This is a genomic window from Robertmurraya mangrovi (genome assembly GCF_034427655.1).
GTDB classification, from domain to species: domain Bacteria; phylum Bacillota; class Bacilli; order Bacillales; family Cytobacillaceae; genus Robertmurraya_A; species Robertmurraya_A mangrovi.
The window spans coordinates 47,139-64,543 of record NZ_JAXOFX010000004.1 but is presented as its reverse complement, the minus strand read 5'-3'; the positions used below and the strand labels follow the sequence as shown (position 1 = coordinate 64,543).

16 protein-coding genes are annotated in these 17,405 nt (G+C 35.9%); 6 read left to right on the top strand and 10 right to left on the bottom strand.

The features are described from left to right. The first annotated feature begins 46 nt into the window (after positions 1–46). Positions 47–424: a VOC family protein gene (locus SM124_RS08035; RefSeq protein WP_322445999.1), complete on the top strand. Its 378-nt coding sequence runs from the start codon at positions 47–49 to the stop codon at positions 422–424. A 40-nt stretch (positions 425–464) separates the two neighbouring features. Here the strand turns inward: SM124_RS08035 and SM124_RS08030 are convergent, their stop codons facing one another. The 3 genes from SM124_RS08030 to SM124_RS08020 form a co-directional block, all read right to left on the bottom strand. Next, positions 465–1,301 (bottom strand): carbohydrate ABC transporter permease, encoded by an 837-nt coding sequence (locus SM124_RS08030; RefSeq protein ID WP_322445998.1) that lies wholly within the window; start codon positions 1,299–1,301, stop codon positions 465–467. Further along, on the bottom strand, positions 1,301–2,185 hold the full coding sequence (locus tag SM124_RS08025; protein WP_322445997.1) for a carbohydrate ABC transporter permease: 885 nt from the start codon (positions 2,183–2,185) through the stop codon (positions 1,301–1,303). The genes SM124_RS08030 and SM124_RS08025 overlap by 1 nt, the downstream gene beginning before the upstream one ends. Positions 2,186–2,275: 90 nt before the next feature. Then, on the bottom strand, positions 2,276–3,598 hold the full coding sequence (locus tag SM124_RS08020) for an ABC transporter substrate-binding protein (RefSeq protein WP_322445996.1): 1,323 nt from the start codon (positions 3,596–3,598) through the stop codon (positions 2,276–2,278). A 258-nt stretch (positions 3,599–3,856) separates the two neighbouring features. Here SM124_RS08020 and SM124_RS08015 point away from each other — a divergent pair, with 258 nt between their 5' ends. The 3 genes from SM124_RS08015 (at position 3,857) to ahpF (ending at position 7,296) form a co-directional block, all read left to right on the top strand. Next, on the top strand, positions 3,857–4,873 hold the full coding sequence (locus tag SM124_RS08015; RefSeq protein ID WP_322445995.1) for a LacI family DNA-binding transcriptional regulator: 1,017 nt from the start codon (positions 3,857–3,859) through the stop codon (positions 4,871–4,873). Between the two features lie 318 nt (positions 4,874–5,191). Beyond that, positions 5,192–5,755 carry an alkyl hydroperoxide reductase subunit C gene (ahpC, locus tag SM124_RS08010; protein ID WP_322445994.1) on the top strand — a complete coding sequence of 188 codons (564 nt, stop codon included), beginning with the start codon at positions 5,192–5,194 and terminating at the stop codon, positions 5,753–5,755. A gap of 11 nt (positions 5,756–5,766) precedes the next feature. Then, a complete protein-coding gene (gene ahpF / locus SM124_RS08005; RefSeq protein WP_322445993.1) occupies positions 5,767–7,296 on the top strand; it encodes an alkyl hydroperoxide reductase subunit F in 1,530 nt (509 codons plus the stop codon). A gap of 269 nt (positions 7,297–7,565) precedes the next feature. On the opposite strand, the gene SM124_RS08000 is transcribed toward ahpF, so the two are convergent. Then, positions 7,566–9,065, bottom strand: coding sequence for a malate:quinone oxidoreductase (locus SM124_RS08000; RefSeq protein WP_322445992.1), 1,500 nt, complete (start codon positions 9,063–9,065; stop codon positions 7,566–7,568). A 330-nt stretch (positions 9,066–9,395) separates the two neighbouring features. Beyond that, positions 9,396–10,841 carry a serine hydrolase domain-containing protein gene (locus SM124_RS07995; protein WP_322445991.1) on the bottom strand — a complete coding sequence of 482 codons (1,446 nt, stop codon included), beginning with the start codon at positions 10,839–10,841 and terminating at the stop codon, positions 9,396–9,398. Between the two features lie 172 nt (positions 10,842–11,013). Here SM124_RS07995 and SM124_RS07990 point away from each other — a divergent pair, with 172 nt between their 5' ends. Both SM124_RS07990 and SM124_RS07985 read left to right on the top strand, forming a co-directional pair. Further along, positions 11,014–12,186: a sensor histidine kinase gene (locus SM124_RS07990; RefSeq protein ID WP_322445990.1), complete on the top strand. Its 1,173-nt coding sequence runs from the start codon at positions 11,014–11,016 to the stop codon at positions 12,184–12,186. Beyond that, the gene (locus SM124_RS07985) at positions 12,173–12,820 is read left to right on the top strand and encodes a response regulator transcription factor (RefSeq protein ID WP_322445989.1); all 648 of its coding nucleotides are present in this window, start codon (positions 12,173–12,175) and stop codon (positions 12,818–12,820) included. The genes SM124_RS07990 and SM124_RS07985 overlap by 14 nt, the downstream gene beginning before the upstream one ends. A 185-nt stretch (positions 12,821–13,005) precedes the next feature. Here SM124_RS07985 and SM124_RS07980 read toward each other — a convergent pair whose 3' ends face one another. The 5 genes from SM124_RS07980 to SM124_RS07960 all read right to left on the bottom strand — a co-directional run bounded on the left by SM124_RS07980 (position 13,006) and on the right by SM124_RS07960 (position 17,405). Beyond that, positions 13,006–14,052 carry an alpha/beta fold hydrolase gene (locus SM124_RS07980; protein WP_322445988.1) on the bottom strand — a complete coding sequence of 349 codons (1,047 nt, stop codon included), beginning with the start codon at positions 14,050–14,052 and terminating at the stop codon, positions 13,006–13,008. Positions 14,053–14,245: 193 nt separating this feature from the next. Next, positions 14,246–14,725, bottom strand: a complete 480-nt coding sequence (gene rlmH, locus SM124_RS07975) for a 23S rRNA (pseudouridine(1915)-N(3))-methyltransferase RlmH (RefSeq protein WP_322445987.1) — start codon at positions 14,723–14,725, stop codon at positions 14,246–14,248. A gap of 80 nt (positions 14,726–14,805) precedes the next feature. Further along, on the bottom strand, positions 14,806–14,964 hold the full coding sequence (locus SM124_RS07970; RefSeq protein WP_322445986.1) for a CxxH/CxxC protein: 159 nt from the start codon (positions 14,962–14,964) through the stop codon (positions 14,806–14,808). Between the two features lie 182 nt (positions 14,965–15,146). After that, a complete protein-coding gene (locus SM124_RS07965; protein WP_322446286.1) occupies positions 15,147–16,358 on the bottom strand; it encodes a S1C family serine protease in 1,212 nt (403 codons plus the stop codon). 252 nt (positions 16,359–16,610) lie between these two features. After that, complete coding sequence (locus SM124_RS07960; protein WP_322445985.1) at positions 16,611–17,405, bottom strand: MBL fold metallo-hydrolase; 795 nt, start codon at positions 17,403–17,405, stop codon at positions 16,611–16,613.

Sequence of the window (17,405 nt, the reverse complement as noted above, 5' to 3'; positions counted from 1 at the left end):
AATTTATGTATAATAATAGTATCAAGAAATAGATAGGAGAATACTTATGGTAGCTACTAACATACAAAAGATTGGCCAGATTGGAATACCTGTTAAAGAATTAGATAGAGCACTGCATTTTTACAAAGATAAACTAACCCTTTCTTTATTATTTAACACGGATACAATGGCCTTTTTTGATTGTAACGGATTACGTCTTTTATTAAGTTTACCTGAGAAAGATGAATTTGATCATCCTAGTTCGGTCGTATATTTTCAAGTTGAAGATATTAAGAAATCTTATGAGGATTTAGCTGGTAACGGGGTTACTTTTATCGATGAACCTCATATCGTGGCAAAAATAGGATCCACTGAGACATGGATGACATTTTTTCAAGATACAGAAGGAAATACCCACGCATTAATGAGCGAAGTACAAGCATAAAAAGAAGGAGACCATTGTAACGAAATGGCCTCCTTCTTTATTATTTAATTGAACCTTGCATAACACCATTGATAACCGAGCGTTGGCTAATCATGTACAAGATTAAGATTGGTAATACGGTTAAAAGAATAGCTGGAATTAGTAGCTCCCAATTATTCATATACGTACCGTTAAATACCTTCATCATAACAGGCATTGTATAAACGGCTTCGTTATTTAACACTAGTGATGGTAGTAGGTAGTCATTCCAAATCCATAAGACATTAAGAATAGCTACTGTAACCGCAATCGGTCTTAACATTGGGAATACGATGATGAAAAACGTTTGAATCGTATTACATCCATCAATTCTAGCTGCTTCTTCAATCTCAACTGGAATAGATTTAATAAATCCATGAAATATAAATATAGACAGTGCACTACCAAAGCCAATATAAAAGAAGATTAATAAAGGAATTGGAATCGCATCAATTAATTGAAGCTTAGCACCATAAATATAAATAAGCGGAATCATTAACGTTTGAAACGGAATTACCATAGATGCTACTAAAATAGTGAAAAATAATTTATTATATTTCGTTGGCTTTCTAACCATATGATAAGCAGCCATTGCGGAGAAGATGACGATTAAAAGAGTGCTTATTGAAGTAATAAGAAATGTATTTTTAAAAGTAACCATAAAATTCATTGCCACAATAACTTCAACAAACTGATCGAAACTCCAGCTAGAAGGTAGAGCAAATGGACTGGTTAAAATCTCACCGTTATCTTTAAATGAGTTGATAATCAGTAACACAAACGGGAATATGAAGCCCACTAACGCGATGATAGAAATTAAATAGATTAGGGTAGAAGACACAATTCTTTGTACTTTCATTATGCTTCAACCTCCATTTTCTTACTAGAATATACTTGAATTCCTGTTACGATCGCAACGATGATAAAGAGAATAATTCCCTCTGCCTGCCCCGTTCCGTAGTTCGCTTCAACAAAGGCTTTATTAACCACGTGCATCGAAACCATTTCAGTACTTCCAAAAGGCCCACCTTTTGTTAAAGAGAAGTTCAAGTCGTATACCATGAAAGCATTTTTTAAAGATAAGAAGATGGTAACAACAAAAGAAGGAATCATTAAAGGAATCGTTACATTAATTAACCTTCTAAAAGGACCCGCTCCATCAATTCTAGCTGCTTCCATAAGATCTTTAGGGATGCTGACTAAACCAGCAATAAAGATGATCATCATATAGCCGGAAGTTTGCCAAATCGTAACGATTACAAGTGACCAAAATGCCATCGTTGGGTCTCCTAACCAACCTAGCTCCAACCATTCAATTCCTAATTTCTCTCCTAAGGAAGGCAATGTTTGTACAAAAATAAACTGCCAAATGTAACCAAGAACTAATCCTCCAATTAAATTTGGAGTGAAATAAGCGGTTCTCAAGGAGTTTTGAATTCTAATGCCTGAGGTTACTAGATACGCAAGCCCAAATCCTACTAGGTTTACAAAAAATACGGTTGCCACTACAAATCTAAGTGTTAGCCACAGGGACTCCCAAAATTTTGTATCTTTTACAGCATTCACATAGTTCTCTAGACCAGCAAACACCATTGGATCAACTGGTGTAGCCATTCTATTAAAGGTTATATACAACCCATAGATGAAAGGAATTAATACTGTTAAAGTAAAGAAAACAGTAGTTGGCCCTAGAAATAGTAAAGAATTCCCCATATTAGCAAGATTCTTTTTGCGATGCGTCATTTTCTTCACATCCTATTCTAAAATTAAAACAAGTGGGCGAGTGATCTTAAACTACTCGCCCACTTTTTGTGGTTTTACTAATTATACTAATTATTGTTGATTTTTGAAGTAATTTTCCATGTATTTTGCTAAATCTTCTTTGCTTGATTGTTTAGCAATTAACTTTTGTACTTCAGGACCAACTGTTGTAGGCCAGTCTGCTGCATTGATGAAGTTAGTTGTAAAATGCATTGTTCTATCTTTACCGATTGCATCAGCAATTGCAATACCTAGTGGGTTTGTAACTGTGTTCGGGTTATTTTTGAAAGCAGAGATAACTTGTGATTTATTTACAACGAAATCTTGACCTGCTTCGTCAAATACGATCCAATCAAGGAACTTTTTAGCTGCTGCTTGCTCAGCTTCAGAAGCTTTTTTGTTCACTACTAATACTTGAGTAGGACCAACTGCAATTTTGTTATTTACTGGGTTATCTGGATTGTTATCTACCGCTACAGGCATGAATCCAAATGTATCACCAGCAACTGCTTTTAATGAATCATACGCCCAGTTACCATTAAATAGAATAGCAGATTCGCCTTTACCTACTGCTAAGTGAGCAGCATCATAGTATTGGCCAATTGGACGTTTACCAAACTCATTATATTCTTCAGAAGTAAGTAATTCTAAAGTATTATAATATCCGTTCCAAATGTCATTTCCAGCAAGATCTACTGAACCAGCTTTTAAGTCATTTACTAGAGTGGCAGGATCTTCTACTTGGTTTAAGAATAAAGAGCTATAGTGATTTCCTACTGACCAAGCTTCTGTTTGGTAAGCAACAGGAGCCTTAACGCCTTCAGTAGCTTTTACTTTATCTAATAATTCTTTCAATTCATCTTGTGTATTAATAGTGAATGGATCAAAAGTTCCACCAACAGCTTTGTCCATTACTTTTTGATTGTAAACAAGACCCATACCTTCTACTGCAAATGGGAATCCAACTACTTGACCTTCTGCATTTGTAAGTGCAGATGTAGTTTCAGCTACCCACTTTTCATTTGATAAATCAATACCAACATCTTTGTATTTATTTAAAGCTGCATATGGTTCAAACATAGCTAAAGTTACTACTTTACCTGAAGCTGTTAATTTATCAAATACATTTAATGTATCTCCAACTGCAGTAGAGTTAACTTCTACCTTGATATCCGGATTAGCGTCCATGAATGCTTTTGCTGCTTCCTTGAACTGAGCATCAATTTCACCTTTACCATTTGTTACAATGATACTTACTGGAGAATCTGATTTCGAACCCGCATTGTTGTCAGATGCTTTTTCTTCTGTTTTTCCTGAACATGCTACTAATGAGAAAGCTAGTGCGCCAGTCATACCGATCATAGCTGTTCTCTTAAGCGCTTTCATTAATTTCATATAGTCATCCTCCTTTTATAAAAGAAAAATTTTTTCCTTTGTAGGAAATTTTATTGCCTATGTGCTGATTATATGACAGAATATTTCCTAGGTCAATGAAATATTTTGATGATTTTTACCTAAATCTAGTAAATTGGTCATCTTAATTATAATTGTTGAAAACTATTATTTATTAACTAGCTTCATAATAAGTTCCCTCTTATAAGTAGTTTTGGAGACTACTTTTTCTATAAATATCTTAAGTAAGGTTGTGATGAAATGAAAATCACGTTAAAGGAGATTGCTAAACGTGCTGGTGTCTCCCCATCAACTGTCTCTAGGGTCATTAACAATAGTAAACCTGTCAATGAGGAAGTTAAAAAACGTGTTATCAATGTCTTAAAAGAAACAAACTACCTTCCTTTTGTTGCTCAAAATCTATCTCTCCAACAAGATCAACTCTTAATAGGGGTTATTTGTCCACAATATAGTAATACAGTCCTGGATGATTTAATTGTAGGGATTAACCGCGTATGTAAATTGTATGGTTATGATACGGTGATTGGATTGACAGATGGGTCTACTAATAATGAACTTCATTATATTGATTTATTTAGTAATAAGCTTTCTGTACAGGGTCTTATATTTATGGGAGAACAGTGGCAAGAAGAACATTTAGAGTTGATTCAAAAGAATCTTACTCCTGTCGTGTTAATTGGACAAATCTCATCGATTCCTTCCATACCATCTGTTCACGTTGACAACATCACCGCTTCCTATGAAGCAGTAACGTATTTGCTGCAAAATGGTCATCGGAAAATTGCTATGATCCGCGGAAATACAGGTCAGACTGTTCGGGAAGATCGATTCCATGGCTATCGAAAGGCACTTATTGATTCTGGAATTCCTTTAGAGGAAAGATGGATCGTCGATAGTGAATTATCTATAGAGGGTGGAAGCCAAGCGATAGCATCCCTTTTGGAACATGAACCTATCCCATCCGCTGTTTTTTGTTCAACGGATTCAATAGCTATCGGGGCTGTTACTTATCTTATGGATCATGGATATCGCGTTCCGGAGGACATATCTGTTTTTGGTTTTGATGGGATTGAGCTATCTAGCTTGATGCGTCCAAGATTGTCCACCATCGAATATTCAGCAGTAGAAATTGGAATGACAGCTACACGTAATTTAATCAAGCTTTGTAAAAACGAACAAGAACAAATCTCTCCACATATCAATATCACACACAATTTAGTTATTCGTGAAAGTACTAATTCTTTAAAATCTTCATAGGTCTAATATTTAAACCACAGTTTGGGCAGAATAGATGGGTGCCGTGCTGTGGTTTTTTGTTTTTTCTATTTTAACTTGCTCTTTTAATTTGAAGTACTTGGATTTATATGAACGAGATACGGGCAAACACTAAGCCTTTTATACTTCTGAAATTATTTTGGCAAAATTGTTACAAAGAAAGTGTATTACTTGCAAAAAAATGATTTCTATATGATAATTCATATTGAATTAGAATTATTCTATTTAACAAATAGTTGCTAGGAAATTATTTTTCCTCAAGACTATTTAATTTATACAAACATTAGGAGGAATTTAACTATGTCATTAATCGGAAAAGAAGTAAAACCATTTGCAGCAAAAGCGTTCCATAACGGTGAATTTATCGATGTATCTGAAAACAACTTTAAAGGTCAATGGAGTGTAGTATGCTTCTACCCTGCTGATTTCACTTTCGTATGTCCAACTGAGTTAGAAGATCTTCAAAACGAATATGCTACTTTAAAAGAGCTTGGAGTAGAAGTATATTCTGTTTCAACTGATACTCATTTCACACACAAAGCATGGCATGACCATTCAGAAGCAATTGGTAAGATTGAATATATTATGATTGGTGACCCTTCACAAAAAATCTCTCGTAACTTCGATGTTTTAAACGAAGAAGAAGGCCTTGCTGATCGTGGTACATTTATCATCGATCCAGATGGTATCATTCAAACAGTTGAAATCAACGCAGGTGGCATTGGCCGTGACGCTAGCACGATTGTTAACAAAATTAAAGCTGCACAATATGTACGTAACAATCCAGGTGAAGTTTGCCCAGCTAAATGGCAAGAAGGTTCTGCAACTCTTAAGCCAAGCCTTGACCTTGTAGGAAAAATCTAAGGAGTATTACCATGTTACTAGATGCAGATATTAAAGCACAATTAGCCCAGTACCTCCAATTAATGGAGGGCGATATCTTACTTAAGGTTAGTGAAGGTACCGATGAAGTCACTCGAGACATGCTAATTTTAGTCGATGAACTTGCTACCATGTCACCTAACATTAAGGTTGAGAAAGTTCAATTAGAAAGAACACCAAGCTTTAGTGTGAATCGCATCGGCGAAGATACTGGGGTAACATTTGCAGGTGTTCCACTAGGGCATGAATTTACTTCATTAGTGTTGGCTCTATTACAAGTAAGTGGAAGAGCACCAAAGGTTGATCAGAAGGTTATTGATCAAATTAAAAATATAAAAGGCGAATATAAGTTTGAATCTTACATTAGCCTAACTTGTCACAACTGTCCTGATGTTGTACAGGCACTTAATTTAATGAGTATCCTAAACCCAGGTATTTCTCATACGATGATTGATGGTGCTGCCTTCAAAGAAGAAGTTGAAAGCAAAAACATTATGGCCGTGCCAACAGTTTTCCTAAACGAAGAAAACTTTGGCGGTGGACGTATGACGATTGAAGAGATCCTTGCCAAAATGGGTACCGGTCCTGATGCTTCTGAATTTACTGATAAGGATCCGTATGATGTGCTTGTTGTCGGTGGAGGTCCAGCTGGAGCTAGTGCAGCCATTTACGCAGCACGTAAAGGAATCCGTACGGGTATTGTAGCTGAACGCTTTGGTGGACAAGTTATGGACACAATGGGGATTGAAAACTTTATTAGTGTGAAACATACAGAAGGTCCTAAGTTAGTAGCTAGTCTTGAGGAACATGTAAAAGACTATGGCATCGATGTCATGAACTTACAGCGTGCTAAGCGTCTTGAAAAGAAAGATCTAATTGAAATTGAACTGGAAAATGGAGCTGTTTTAAAAAGTAAAACAGTCATCCTTTCTACTGGTGCTCGTTGGCGCAATATCGGTGTACCTGGTGAAGCCGAGTTCAAGAATAAAGGTGTAGCTTACTGCCCTCACTGTGATGGTCCATTATTCGAAGGAAAACGCGTAGCCGTTGTTGGTGGCGGGAACTCTGGTGTGGAAGCAGCTATCGACCTTGCAGGAATCGTTAAGCATGTAACCGTACTTGAGTATAACGCGGAGCTTAAAGCTGATGCAGTTCTACAAGATCGCCTTTACAGCCTGCCAAACGTAACAGTAATCAAGAATGCTCAAACAAAAGAAATTACTGGTACAGACAAAGTAAATGGTATTTCATATTTGGACCGTGAGACAGAAGAAGTTCGTCATATTGAACTAGAAGGTATCTTTGTTCAAATTGGTCTAATACCAAATACAGATTGGTTAGGAGAAACGATTGAACGTACACGTTTCGGTGAAATCATCGTAGACAAGCATGGAGCGACAAACCTTCCTGGAGTATTTGCTGCAGGAGATTGTACAGATAGTCCATATAAACAAATTATTATATCAATGGGTTCAGGTGCTACAGCAGCATTAGGGGCTTTTGATTATATGATAAGAAATTAATTTGTAAAAGTTCGCTCTAGCTCTAGTACCATTTATGTACTAGAGCTTTTTAATTTGGTTTCAAGGCCTTGCCTTTTACTGGTCACAATCAGTTTTTTTGCGAATATAATATTATATTTGCGATAAGAGGAATAATCTTGCAAAAAAGATTATTTTTTTGCGAAAAACCTCTATAATTTTGCGAAAATACATTTTTTTTGCGAAATACATAATTGACTTGCTATAAAAATAATAAAGAGCCTTAAATCATAGATTTAAGGTTCTTTATTTTAACTATAAACTAATTCTTTATTATTCAATCTCAATGCGTCAGCTGTTGAAGTATGAAGCTCTTGGAATAGCTCTGGGTTTTCTGTTAGTGATACTCCATAAGAAGGGATCATTTCTTTAATTTTTGGATCCCACTCTTTCATATGTTGTGGGAAACATTTTTCTAATACCTCTAGCATTACATGAACAGCAGTAGAAGCACCTGGAGAAGCCCCCAGCAGTGCAGCTACAGATCCATCAGAGGCACTAACCACTTCCGTACCAAATTGAAGTGTTCCTTTCCCTGCATCTGTATCCTTAATAACCTGTACACGTTGACCTGCAACAATCATATCCCAGTCTTCACTTTTCGCATTCGGGATAAACTCACGTAATTCTTCCATACGTTGTTCTTTCGATAACATGACTTGCTGAATAAGATATTTTGTCAATGACATCTCTTTGGCCCCTGCTGCTAACATGGTTAGGACATTATTTGGTTTGACAGATGTGATTAAGTCCAACATTGAACCCGTTTTTAAGAACTTAGGTGAGAAACCTGCAAATGGTCCAAATAACAATGATTTTTTGTTATCAATGTACCTGGTATCCAGATGTGGAACAGACATTGGTGGAGCCCCCACCTTAGCTTTACCGTACACCTTTGCATGATGCTGTTCGACTACTTTCGGATTATTACATACCATGAAAAGCCCACTTACAGGGAATCCCCCGATATGTTTTGACTCAGGAATTCCGGTTTTTTGAAGTAAATGAAGACTTCCTCCCCCACCACCGATAAATACAAATTTAGCCGTATGGTGTTCCGTTTTACCACTGTTAAGATCACGCACTTTAACATCCCAAGAGCCGTCACTTGAACGTTTAATATCTTCCACACTATGTTGGTAGTTAATTTCAACATTTTTACTTTTTAGATGGTCAAATAACATGCGTGTTAAAGCTCCAAAGTTCACATCCGTACCAGAATCAATTTTAGTTGCCGCTATTGGATCATTTGACGTACGACCTTCCATAATAAGCGGAACCCACTCTTCTAGCTTTTTAGGGTCTTCAGAGTATTCCATCCCTTGAAACAATGGATTCGTTGAAAGCGCTTCAAAACGTTTTTGTAAAAATTCTATATTTTTTTCCCCTTGCACTAAACTCATATGAGGAATTGGCATAATAAAATCTTGTGGATTGCTAATCAGTTTTTTATTTACAAGGTAAGCCCAAAACTGTCTTGATAATTGGAACTGCTCATTAACTTTGATCGCTTTACTAATATCAATCGATCCATCAGGCTTTTCCGATGTATAGTTTAGCTCACATAATGCAGCATGGCCTGTCCCTGCATTATTCCACTCATTCGAGCTTTCTTCTCCCGCACTTGCGAGTTTTTCAAACACTTTAATTTCCCATTCGGGTACTAACTCTTTAAGTAATGATCCCAAAGTCGCGCTCATGACTCCAGCACCAATTAAGATTACGTCTGTTTTATTCTGTCTGTTGCTCATGATAACCTTCCTTATCCCCTATATTTGCAGGCGCCCCTACTTTAATACAAAAAAACGGCAGGCGCGACCTAAGAACATACCTTTTCTTTCTTCATTATATCCCTATTATATTATAATTTTTCATCAATAAAAATAGCTACTATTATCTGATAATTATAAACTATTTCTATGGGATTAAAAAGAGATAAGTCTGATGAAAAGGCTATAGGCAAAAATATATAAAAGGAGTCGAAATCTAGTTGCATTATTGCCAGTGCAAGAAAATATTTCGCTACAGATGCAGTAGCAAATATTCACCGTTTCCTTTTGATACACCAACAAAAAAAGGAGCTAAATTTTAGCTCCATTTCTAAATAAGGTGTTTGGCTTATATTTTTTTAGGTAAGGATGCACTGATCCCATACATATTAAAACGAAAACCACTATTACTAGATTAACTATACTCCCCCAAAATGGTGCGATGACGTATAGTAAGTATACTGAAGATAGAATATCAACTTTGATATTAGGTATAAATGGAATAATTAGCAGGGCTAGGCCAATTAACTGTAAAAGAATTGTCTGAAAAACAATTCTGTACCATCGTGCTTTACCCAACGTAATCTCCCCACGATTCAATCTTCTGATCCATTTTACCAATACGCTTATGCTCCACGCCGTTAAAATAAAAATTAGTCCGGTCATGATATTTCCGTAAATGGAATGTTCTACTCTTTCGCTAAACTCATGAATAAACGAAGGAATCATTGGTAACATACTATCATGCATATTTGACAAGGCAACAACAACTATTTCTTTTTCTGTATCATGATATAAATTGGAACTGAATCCATAAATATATCCAGGATGGTACACGTTTTTACCATCGTTAAAAACATATTGGCCATAACCATAAGACTGACCTGGAAGTAGAGTATAACCTGTATGACTCATCCGCATTTGTTCTTTGTTTTTATTCGAAATGACCTTATTCGTTTCTAATGCTTTTGTCCATTTCAATAAGTCATGGACTGTTGACGCAAGTGCCCCTCCACCATGAGGAAAAGTAGGATGAACAAATTTTGCTTTTTCATATTTTTCATTCATATAGCCAATAGCCTGTTCTTTTTGAGAAGAATAGCCAAAAGAAGAGTTAGACATAGATAATGGGATAAAAAAATGATTTTTTAAAAACGCCTCATAGCTCTCCCCACTTACTTGCTCAATAATCCCTCCGAGCATAACATACGCTGTATTGTTATATTCATACTTTTCGCCTGGTTCAAAGTGAAAAGGCTTACTCTGAATTTCACTGATAATTTGTTCTGGCGTCCATTCTAATGACGCCAAATCGCCTTTATCGAGGAAATCTAGATACTCTGGGATTCCTGATGTATGTGTCAATAAATGATGAATAGTAATAGTCTCCCCGTGTGGGTAGTTTGGAAAATATTGATCGATTGTATCATCTACACGTAGCTTTCCATCCTCTTGGAGCTTTAAGATGGCAGCTGCTGTAAACTGTTTCGTAATTGAACCGATTAGAAATGCAGTTTCGGAGGTGTTTTTTATTCCCAGTTCCTTATGTTGATATCCGTAACCTTTTTCAAATACCACTTCCCCTTCGTGTTCAATAAGAATCGTCCCATTGAATTTTTGATTTATAAGGTATTGGTCTAGTTCATTTATGTTTTGATCAATGCTCAACTTAACTGGCAGCTGGATTAATGTAGTTGCTCCGACACTAATCACCAATAAAATGACTAAAAAGCATGTGAATATCTTAGTCCTATTCATGCCCACAACCTCCAATTGATGTTTACCTTCTTAATATATGTTTTTAAAGTCATAAATGGATAGTGTCTAATAGTCATAAAAACTAATGACTATTTAATGAATAGTAAATTATCCCTTCTTTGATAATGTATAATAAATTAAGGTAATTACAGAAAGGAAAGGATAGGTAAATATGGGGAAGCAATTGAAACGATATTGGGGATGGGTAGATTGGTTCGTACTAGTCCTGCGATTTTTATGGTTTATGTTAAGTATATTTTTAATTCTTAATAATGGCCAAATCCAATATGTTGGATTCATCCTTTCTTGGGCTTTACTTTCTTATGCAATACCTCAACTATTCTACCTTCCGGGAAACGTTAAACCAAGTCTCTTTGTTTGGTCCGAAATAATATTAAATTGGAGCTTTAATATTCTACTAATGCTCCAGGTTCCAGATGCCGTAAACCATTTTACGATATCCATTTTAATCATTGTTTTCTTAGCACCTAAAAAATTATTTATGTTTCTAGTCCCTATCATTTTTATCATATTTCCTGTGGTCGTTACCTTGATTGTAGATCAATACAGTATTACCGATATATTGTTAAATTCGAGCATATTTTTTGCATTTGGTTTTTGCTTTAAAGTGTTTTTTGAGCAAAAAAACCGATTGACTACACTAGTGGCAAGTATTGAAGAAAAAAATAAAATACTCGAACATTATAATCACCAAGTGGAACATGTTACATTACTAGAAGAACGAAGCCGTATGGCACGCGAACTCCATGATACAGTCGGCCATTCCTTGACTGCTTCAATAGTTGGAATGGACGCTGTCAGAACCCTCATAAAGGAAGATCCGAAACAAGCAGAACAAAGACTTATAGAATTAATTCAATTTAACAGGAATACACTCAATAGTTTTCGAAGCACAGTCCATGAGATGTCGATGAATGAATTAAAGCTCCCACTAAGTGATATTTTACAAAACGTCATACGGGATTTTTCAGAACAGACAGGAACCGAAATTAATATGGATATCCAAAGGGTCATGAAGAATACATCTGAATCTACTAAACTAGCTCTACTACGGTGTCTTCAAGAGGCGCTTACTAATGCAAAAAAGCATGGTCATGCTTCTTACATAAAAGTAACATTGACCTTCTATGAGGAGTTTATTCAAATGATTATACACGATAACGGTAGCGGAACAGACAAACTAATTGAAGGATTTGGCATTCATGGTATGCGAGAAAGAATTGAAGGGGTACGCGGAAACTTACACATTACATCCAAAAATGGAACAGGAACTACAGTAAGATGTGAGTTACCCTATGGGAGGGAGACTTATGGAACGTATTAAAATCATGATTACAGAAGATCAAGACCTTATCCGTACTAGTCTACAAATTGTGTTGAATATTGAACCTGATATGGAAGTGGTTAGTGTAGCTGAGAACGGAGAGCGTGCGTTTAATCTTTGTGATGACGAAATCCCTGATATCATTCTAATGGATATTAATATGCCTGTAATGAACGGCATTGAAGCAACGAAGCGCATTAAGGAGAAGTTTCCACAGATAAAAATTATCATTCTGACAACATTCCAAGAAATGGAGTATGTTATCGATGCTTTACAAGCTGGGGCTGAAGGATACCTTTTAAAGGCGATTGACACAAAAGATTTAACTGCAGGCATCCGTGTCGTAGCAAACGGTGGAACCTTGATAACAAAAGATGTAGCTAAAGTCCTGTTTGCCGAACATATTCAAAAAGAAGAATACGGAAAACATGATGAGAACAAAATTAACCTTAGCAAAAGAGAATTACAAGTACTTAAGTGTATTGCAAATGGTTTAACGAACCAACAGATTTCTGATAAATTGTACCTTTCTATTGGAACCATTAAAAACTACGTCTCTAACCTTTATATAAAACTAGACGTCTCGAACCGTAACGAGGCTATCCGAAAAATTCAACAGGATAAACTGCTATAATCGTGACCTTTATATTACCGCATTCCCTATTTTATTTATATATTTATTTAAAAGACAAACTATAGAGCCCTTGTTATAACCAGTAATGGTGATTAAGGGCTCTAACTATCATTGGACTTTTCGTCATTCTACTAACACCGTTATTAAACAAATTTGCATGACAACTCAGTTTATGCATTTTAACCTTACTCAAGATTATCTAACACAGCTTTTACCTCTTCCACTATTAACTCTGGTTCATATTGATGGATAAGGTGACCACTATTTTGTGCAATAACGTGTTTACTGTTCGAAGATAAAGAGAGCAATTTTTTTTGCTGTTCTTGCCAAATTTCTTCCATTTCCTGCCCATCTTCTTTACTCAACCCTACCTTAGCAGCATCTTCTGCAAGAGAGATACCATGTGAGATAACAGTCAAGGGAATATCACCCAGACTTTGATTTCGAATTGCATCCCCTACATTAGACAGTTTTTCGGCTTCGTTGAATAACACTCTAAAAAATTTAGGTCTATAAGTAACATTCATTTGTATCTCTCCAAGATTACGCTCTTTGTAATCTTCTGTTACTGCTATAGAAGGCCCTAAAATTCTAAACAAGCCAATCTTTGCCAGAAAGGATGTCACTGCCGGGGATGGCTGTCCTGGTAATATAGGATCTAGTTTGTTTTTTTCAAAAATCCCCTTGGTTAATAAAGTCATATCCTCAGTACGCGCATCTAAAAGGACCATTCCAGCAACTTCTGAAGGATACTCTTTTGCAAATGCCCTTGTATACATTCCTCCGATAGAACTACCAACTAAAACATAAGGGCCTTCTAGTCCTTTTTCTTTTAAAGCACTACGTAAATCTTCCACAATATTTTCTGCTGTACGATCTGTTTTTGATTCCCCACTCCAACCATAACCTGCTCGATCGTATGTTACTACAGTTGCATTTTTAGACAGTTGTTCAGGCAAATCAAACCAATCTATTACGCCGGCTCCACTTGCTGCTTCTAATACAACAATTTGTTCGCCGTTACCTTTAATTTGAAGGTGAATTGTATTCTCTCCTACATTAACTAATTCACCCGGAGCAGGATAATTTTTTTTAGTAGTCATCGAAGCAATCGTATCATAGACAAAACCACTTACTAACAACAATAAGAAAACAGCTATTATAGAAAGAGTGATGTTTCTAATAACCTTTATCCATTTTTTCTTCTCTTTCACATTTTGATTTAGTTCCACTATATTCACTCCATATTTTAGTTTCATAACTTCTTATTTATCTTAATCAATGAAAGTCATATTTTTTAGTAACCGTGAGTAATATAAAAGTCAACTTCTGTGATTTGATAACATAATAAAAAAGCACCTCCAATAGTTAGTAGTACATCCTAACAATTGAGGTGCTTTTTATTTATTTCTAAAAAAATCTCATTTATTTATGATACGGTTCCCCTCGATTAATCCGAAAAGCCCGATAAACCTGCTCCAACAAAACCAGCTTCATTAACTGATGAGGAAAGGTCATTTTCGAGAATGATAGCTTCTCATCTGCCCTTTTTAAAACCTCATCACTCAGTCCTAATGACCCGCCAATAATAAAAGCTATTTTACTTTTCCCGTATGTCGCTAGCTTATCTAATGAATCCGCTAGTTCCTCTGAAGATTTTTGTTTCCCTTCAATGGCTAGTGCAACCACATATGTATCTACTCCAACCTTTGCTAAAATTCTTTCGCCTTCTTTATTTTTCACTTGCTCCATTTCACTATCGCTCAATTGCTCAGGAGCCTTTTCATCAGGTACTTCTATCACATCGACCTTTGCATATGCAGAAAGTCTTTTTAAATATTCATCGATACCCATCTTTAAATATTTTTCTTTTAGTTTTCCAACCGTTATTATTGAGATATTCACAAGCTATCCTCACTTTACAAACAAGTTACCCACAATAGTTATCCACATGTCCACAATTTCTATCCACATCTTGTATCAGATCATCTGTTCGCCACAACATATATAGCTGCATTTCGACAATATTCACAGCCTGTTGATAAGTCTTTTTCCTCCACTTTCGACAATTCTGGAAAGGTCTCAAACTCATCTACGATCGTATCTATCGCCAGATCAACGTGTTCTTCACAGCAATATATCATCTCTATATTTCTCCTTCATTCTACAATTTATTTATTAGTATTAACTTATCCACAATCCATATTACCATTGCTTGAAAAATTGGCAACTAATCTATACCTCCTTCTAGCAAAGTTATCAACAAATAAAAAAAATCGAGAAATCTAGCCAATAGATTTCTCGATTTTAATTATCCACAACATGATTATAAGGTATTACCACTTAAAGTAATTGTTGTTTCTTCTAATTTCCCATTGCGGTAATATTTAATTTTTAACTCATCGCCAATTTTCTTTTGATTATAAAGATGTTTTCTTAAATCAATAACATCCTTGATTTTCTCATCATCCATTTCAACAATAACATCATACTCTCTTAATCCTGCCTTTGATGCTGGAGTATTAGGCTCAACTTGTAAAATAGCTACCCCATCTTTTACATCGTTAGGAAGTTTTAATGTTTCTTGTTGATGATACGCTGGTACCTCATTAACGGACTGTAACTGTACCCCTAAATATGGTCTCTTCACTTCCCCATGTTTCTCTAAGTCATCAATAATAGGTGAAGCATAATTGATAGGAATGGCTAAGCCAATCCCTTCAACTGCATTTTGAGCGATTTTCATTGAGTTAATTCCAATTACTTGGCCAGTTATATTAATTAGTGCTCCACCACTGTTACCTGGATTAATGGCTGCATCCGTCTGAAGAACTTCTGCTTGCCAATCTACGGTACCATCTTGGTTAATATCTACTGGAATCGCTCTTTCAAGACCTGACACAATTCCTTGTGTGACAGATCCAGAAAAAGTAGGACCTAATGGGTTACCAATGGCAATAACAGGTTCACCTGTTTTTAATGCATCAGAATTTCCGAATTCCGCAACTGTTTTAACGTCTTTTGCATCCATTTCTAAAACAGCTAAGTCTGTCCAGATGTCACTACCTTTTAGCTGTGCTTCTACCTTTGTTCCATCATTCAATGTTACTTCAATTGCTTGGGCATTTTCAATCACATGATGATTCGTTATAACATAAGCCTTGTTACCTTCTTTTTTATAAATAACGCCTGAGCCCGTACCAGCTGCTTGTTCACTTGAATTACCCCAAAAACTTCTAGATTGAATATTCGTTATACCAACTACTGCATCGGCTGCTTTATCTACCGCTTTTGTTACATCAGTGACAACATTAACAGATAAATTTTGGCCAGTACCTTCTGTTTGCTGATTAGAATTTACTTCTTCATTAGGCTGAGCAGTATCAGGTAACCAATTATATGTTGTTAATTGGGGTAAGGCAACGATAACGAGGATGGCCCCCAATACGGCCCCAACAAGACTAGCGAGGAAGTAACCACCCTTGTTACCCTTCTGTTTTTTATAACGGGTTTCATAATCTTGATCATAGTAACCCACGTACACCAATCCTTTCATTCGAACGATTGCTATAATTATTCTTTCTTTATATAGATAATTATAATCCGTTCGAAGAAAAAATCTAATCAAAAGTACCCTCAATCGTAAATCTTACGACTTTGTTCATAATTTAGTCCAGGTTTGTTAAACAATGAGTTTATTCTGTAATAGATTATCAAAAATCTAGATTCCATCCATATAAATAGGCAAAAAAAAAGGAATGAAAGCTTCGAATAGCTTCATTCCTTTTTTTTATACAGCTGTTAACACTGTCGGTATTTTAGGATCCGTATCATAAAGTTCAAATTGTTCACCAACTATATGCCCTCGAACTTGTAAGGTTTGTGTAACGGACATTTTCGCTAAATCCTTCATGTTGTTGTCTGCACTTAGATGAGCTAGATAGATACGTTTAGTCTTCTCTCCTACAACTTCACTCATCGCTAAAGCTGCATCCTCGTTAGATACATGTCCAACATCACTAAGAATTCTTTGTTTAATGCTCCATGGATAACGTCCCATACGAAGCATTTGAACATCATGATTACTCTCAAATACATACATCTCAGCATTCGAGATAATACCCTTCATACGGTCACTAACATAACCTGTATCTGTGATTAAAACTAATTTCTTTCCATTATGATGAAAGACATAAAACATTGGCTCTGCTGCATCGTGAGAAACACCAAATGATTCGATATCAAGGGAGCCGAAGCTTTTAACCGTTTCCATATCAAAAGTAAACTTCTGATCTAAAGGGATTTCACCAATTAAGTGATCCATCGCTGTCCATGTTTTACTATTCGCATAGATAGGTAGCTTGTACTTTCGTGCTAAAACTCCTATCCCTTTTATATGGTCACTATGCTCATGCGTTACTAGTAAACCAGATAGTTTCCCCATATCTCGGTCGATTTTAGCAAATAAAGCTTCCATTTGTTTTCCGCTCAATCCTGCATCAACCAAAAATGAATGGTCCTCCGTCTCCACAAATATCGCATTTCCTGTACTCCCACTAGCGAGAACACTAAAATGCAATGACAT

What these genes read in the sequence shown, in the direction of transcription:
- SM124_RS07995 (WP_322445991.1), bottom strand. Translation starts at nt 10,841, where the DNA reads ATGAATAGGACTAAGATATTCACATGCTTTTTAGTCATTTTATTGGTG.
- SM124_RS07990 (WP_322445990.1), top strand. Translation starts at nt 11,014, where the DNA reads ATGGGGAAGCAATTGAAACGATATTGGGGATGGGTAGATTGGTTCGTA.
- SM124_RS08000 (WP_322445992.1), bottom strand. Translation starts at nt 9,065, where the DNA reads ATGAGCAACAGACAGAATAAAACAGACGTAATCTTAATTGGTGCTGGA.
- ahpC (WP_322445994.1), top strand. Translation starts at nt 5,192, where the DNA reads ATGTCATTAATCGGAAAAGAAGTAAAACCATTTGCAGCAAAAGCGTTC.
- SM124_RS08015 (WP_322445995.1), top strand. Translation starts at nt 3,857, where the DNA reads ATGAAAATCACGTTAAAGGAGATTGCTAAACGTGCTGGTGTCTCCCCA.
- SM124_RS08030 (WP_322445998.1), bottom strand. Translation starts at nt 1,301, where the DNA reads ATGAAAGTACAAAGAATTGTGTCTTCTACCCTAATCTATTTAATTTCT.
- SM124_RS07960 (WP_322445985.1), bottom strand. Translation starts at nt 17,405, where the DNA reads ATGTCATTGCATTTTAGTGTTCTCGCTAGTGGGAGTACAGGAAATGCG.
- SM124_RS08020 (WP_322445996.1), bottom strand. Translation starts at nt 3,598, where the DNA reads ATGAAATTAATGAAAGCGCTTAAGAGAACAGCTATGATCGGTATGACT.
- SM124_RS07970 (WP_322445986.1), bottom strand. Translation starts at nt 14,964, where the DNA reads ATGATATATTGCTGTGAAGAACACGTTGATCTGGCGATAGATACGATC.
- ahpF (WP_322445993.1), top strand. Translation starts at nt 5,767, where the DNA reads ATGTTACTAGATGCAGATATTAAAGCACAATTAGCCCAGTACCTCCAA.
- SM124_RS07985 (WP_322445989.1), top strand. Translation starts at nt 12,173, where the DNA reads ATGGAACGTATTAAAATCATGATTACAGAAGATCAAGACCTTATCCGT.
- SM124_RS08025 (WP_322445997.1), bottom strand. Translation starts at nt 2,185, where the DNA reads ATGACGCATCGCAAAAAGAATCTTGCTAATATGGGGAATTCTTTACTA.
- SM124_RS08035 (WP_322445999.1), top strand. Translation starts at nt 47, where the DNA reads ATGGTAGCTACTAACATACAAAAGATTGGCCAGATTGGAATACCTGTT.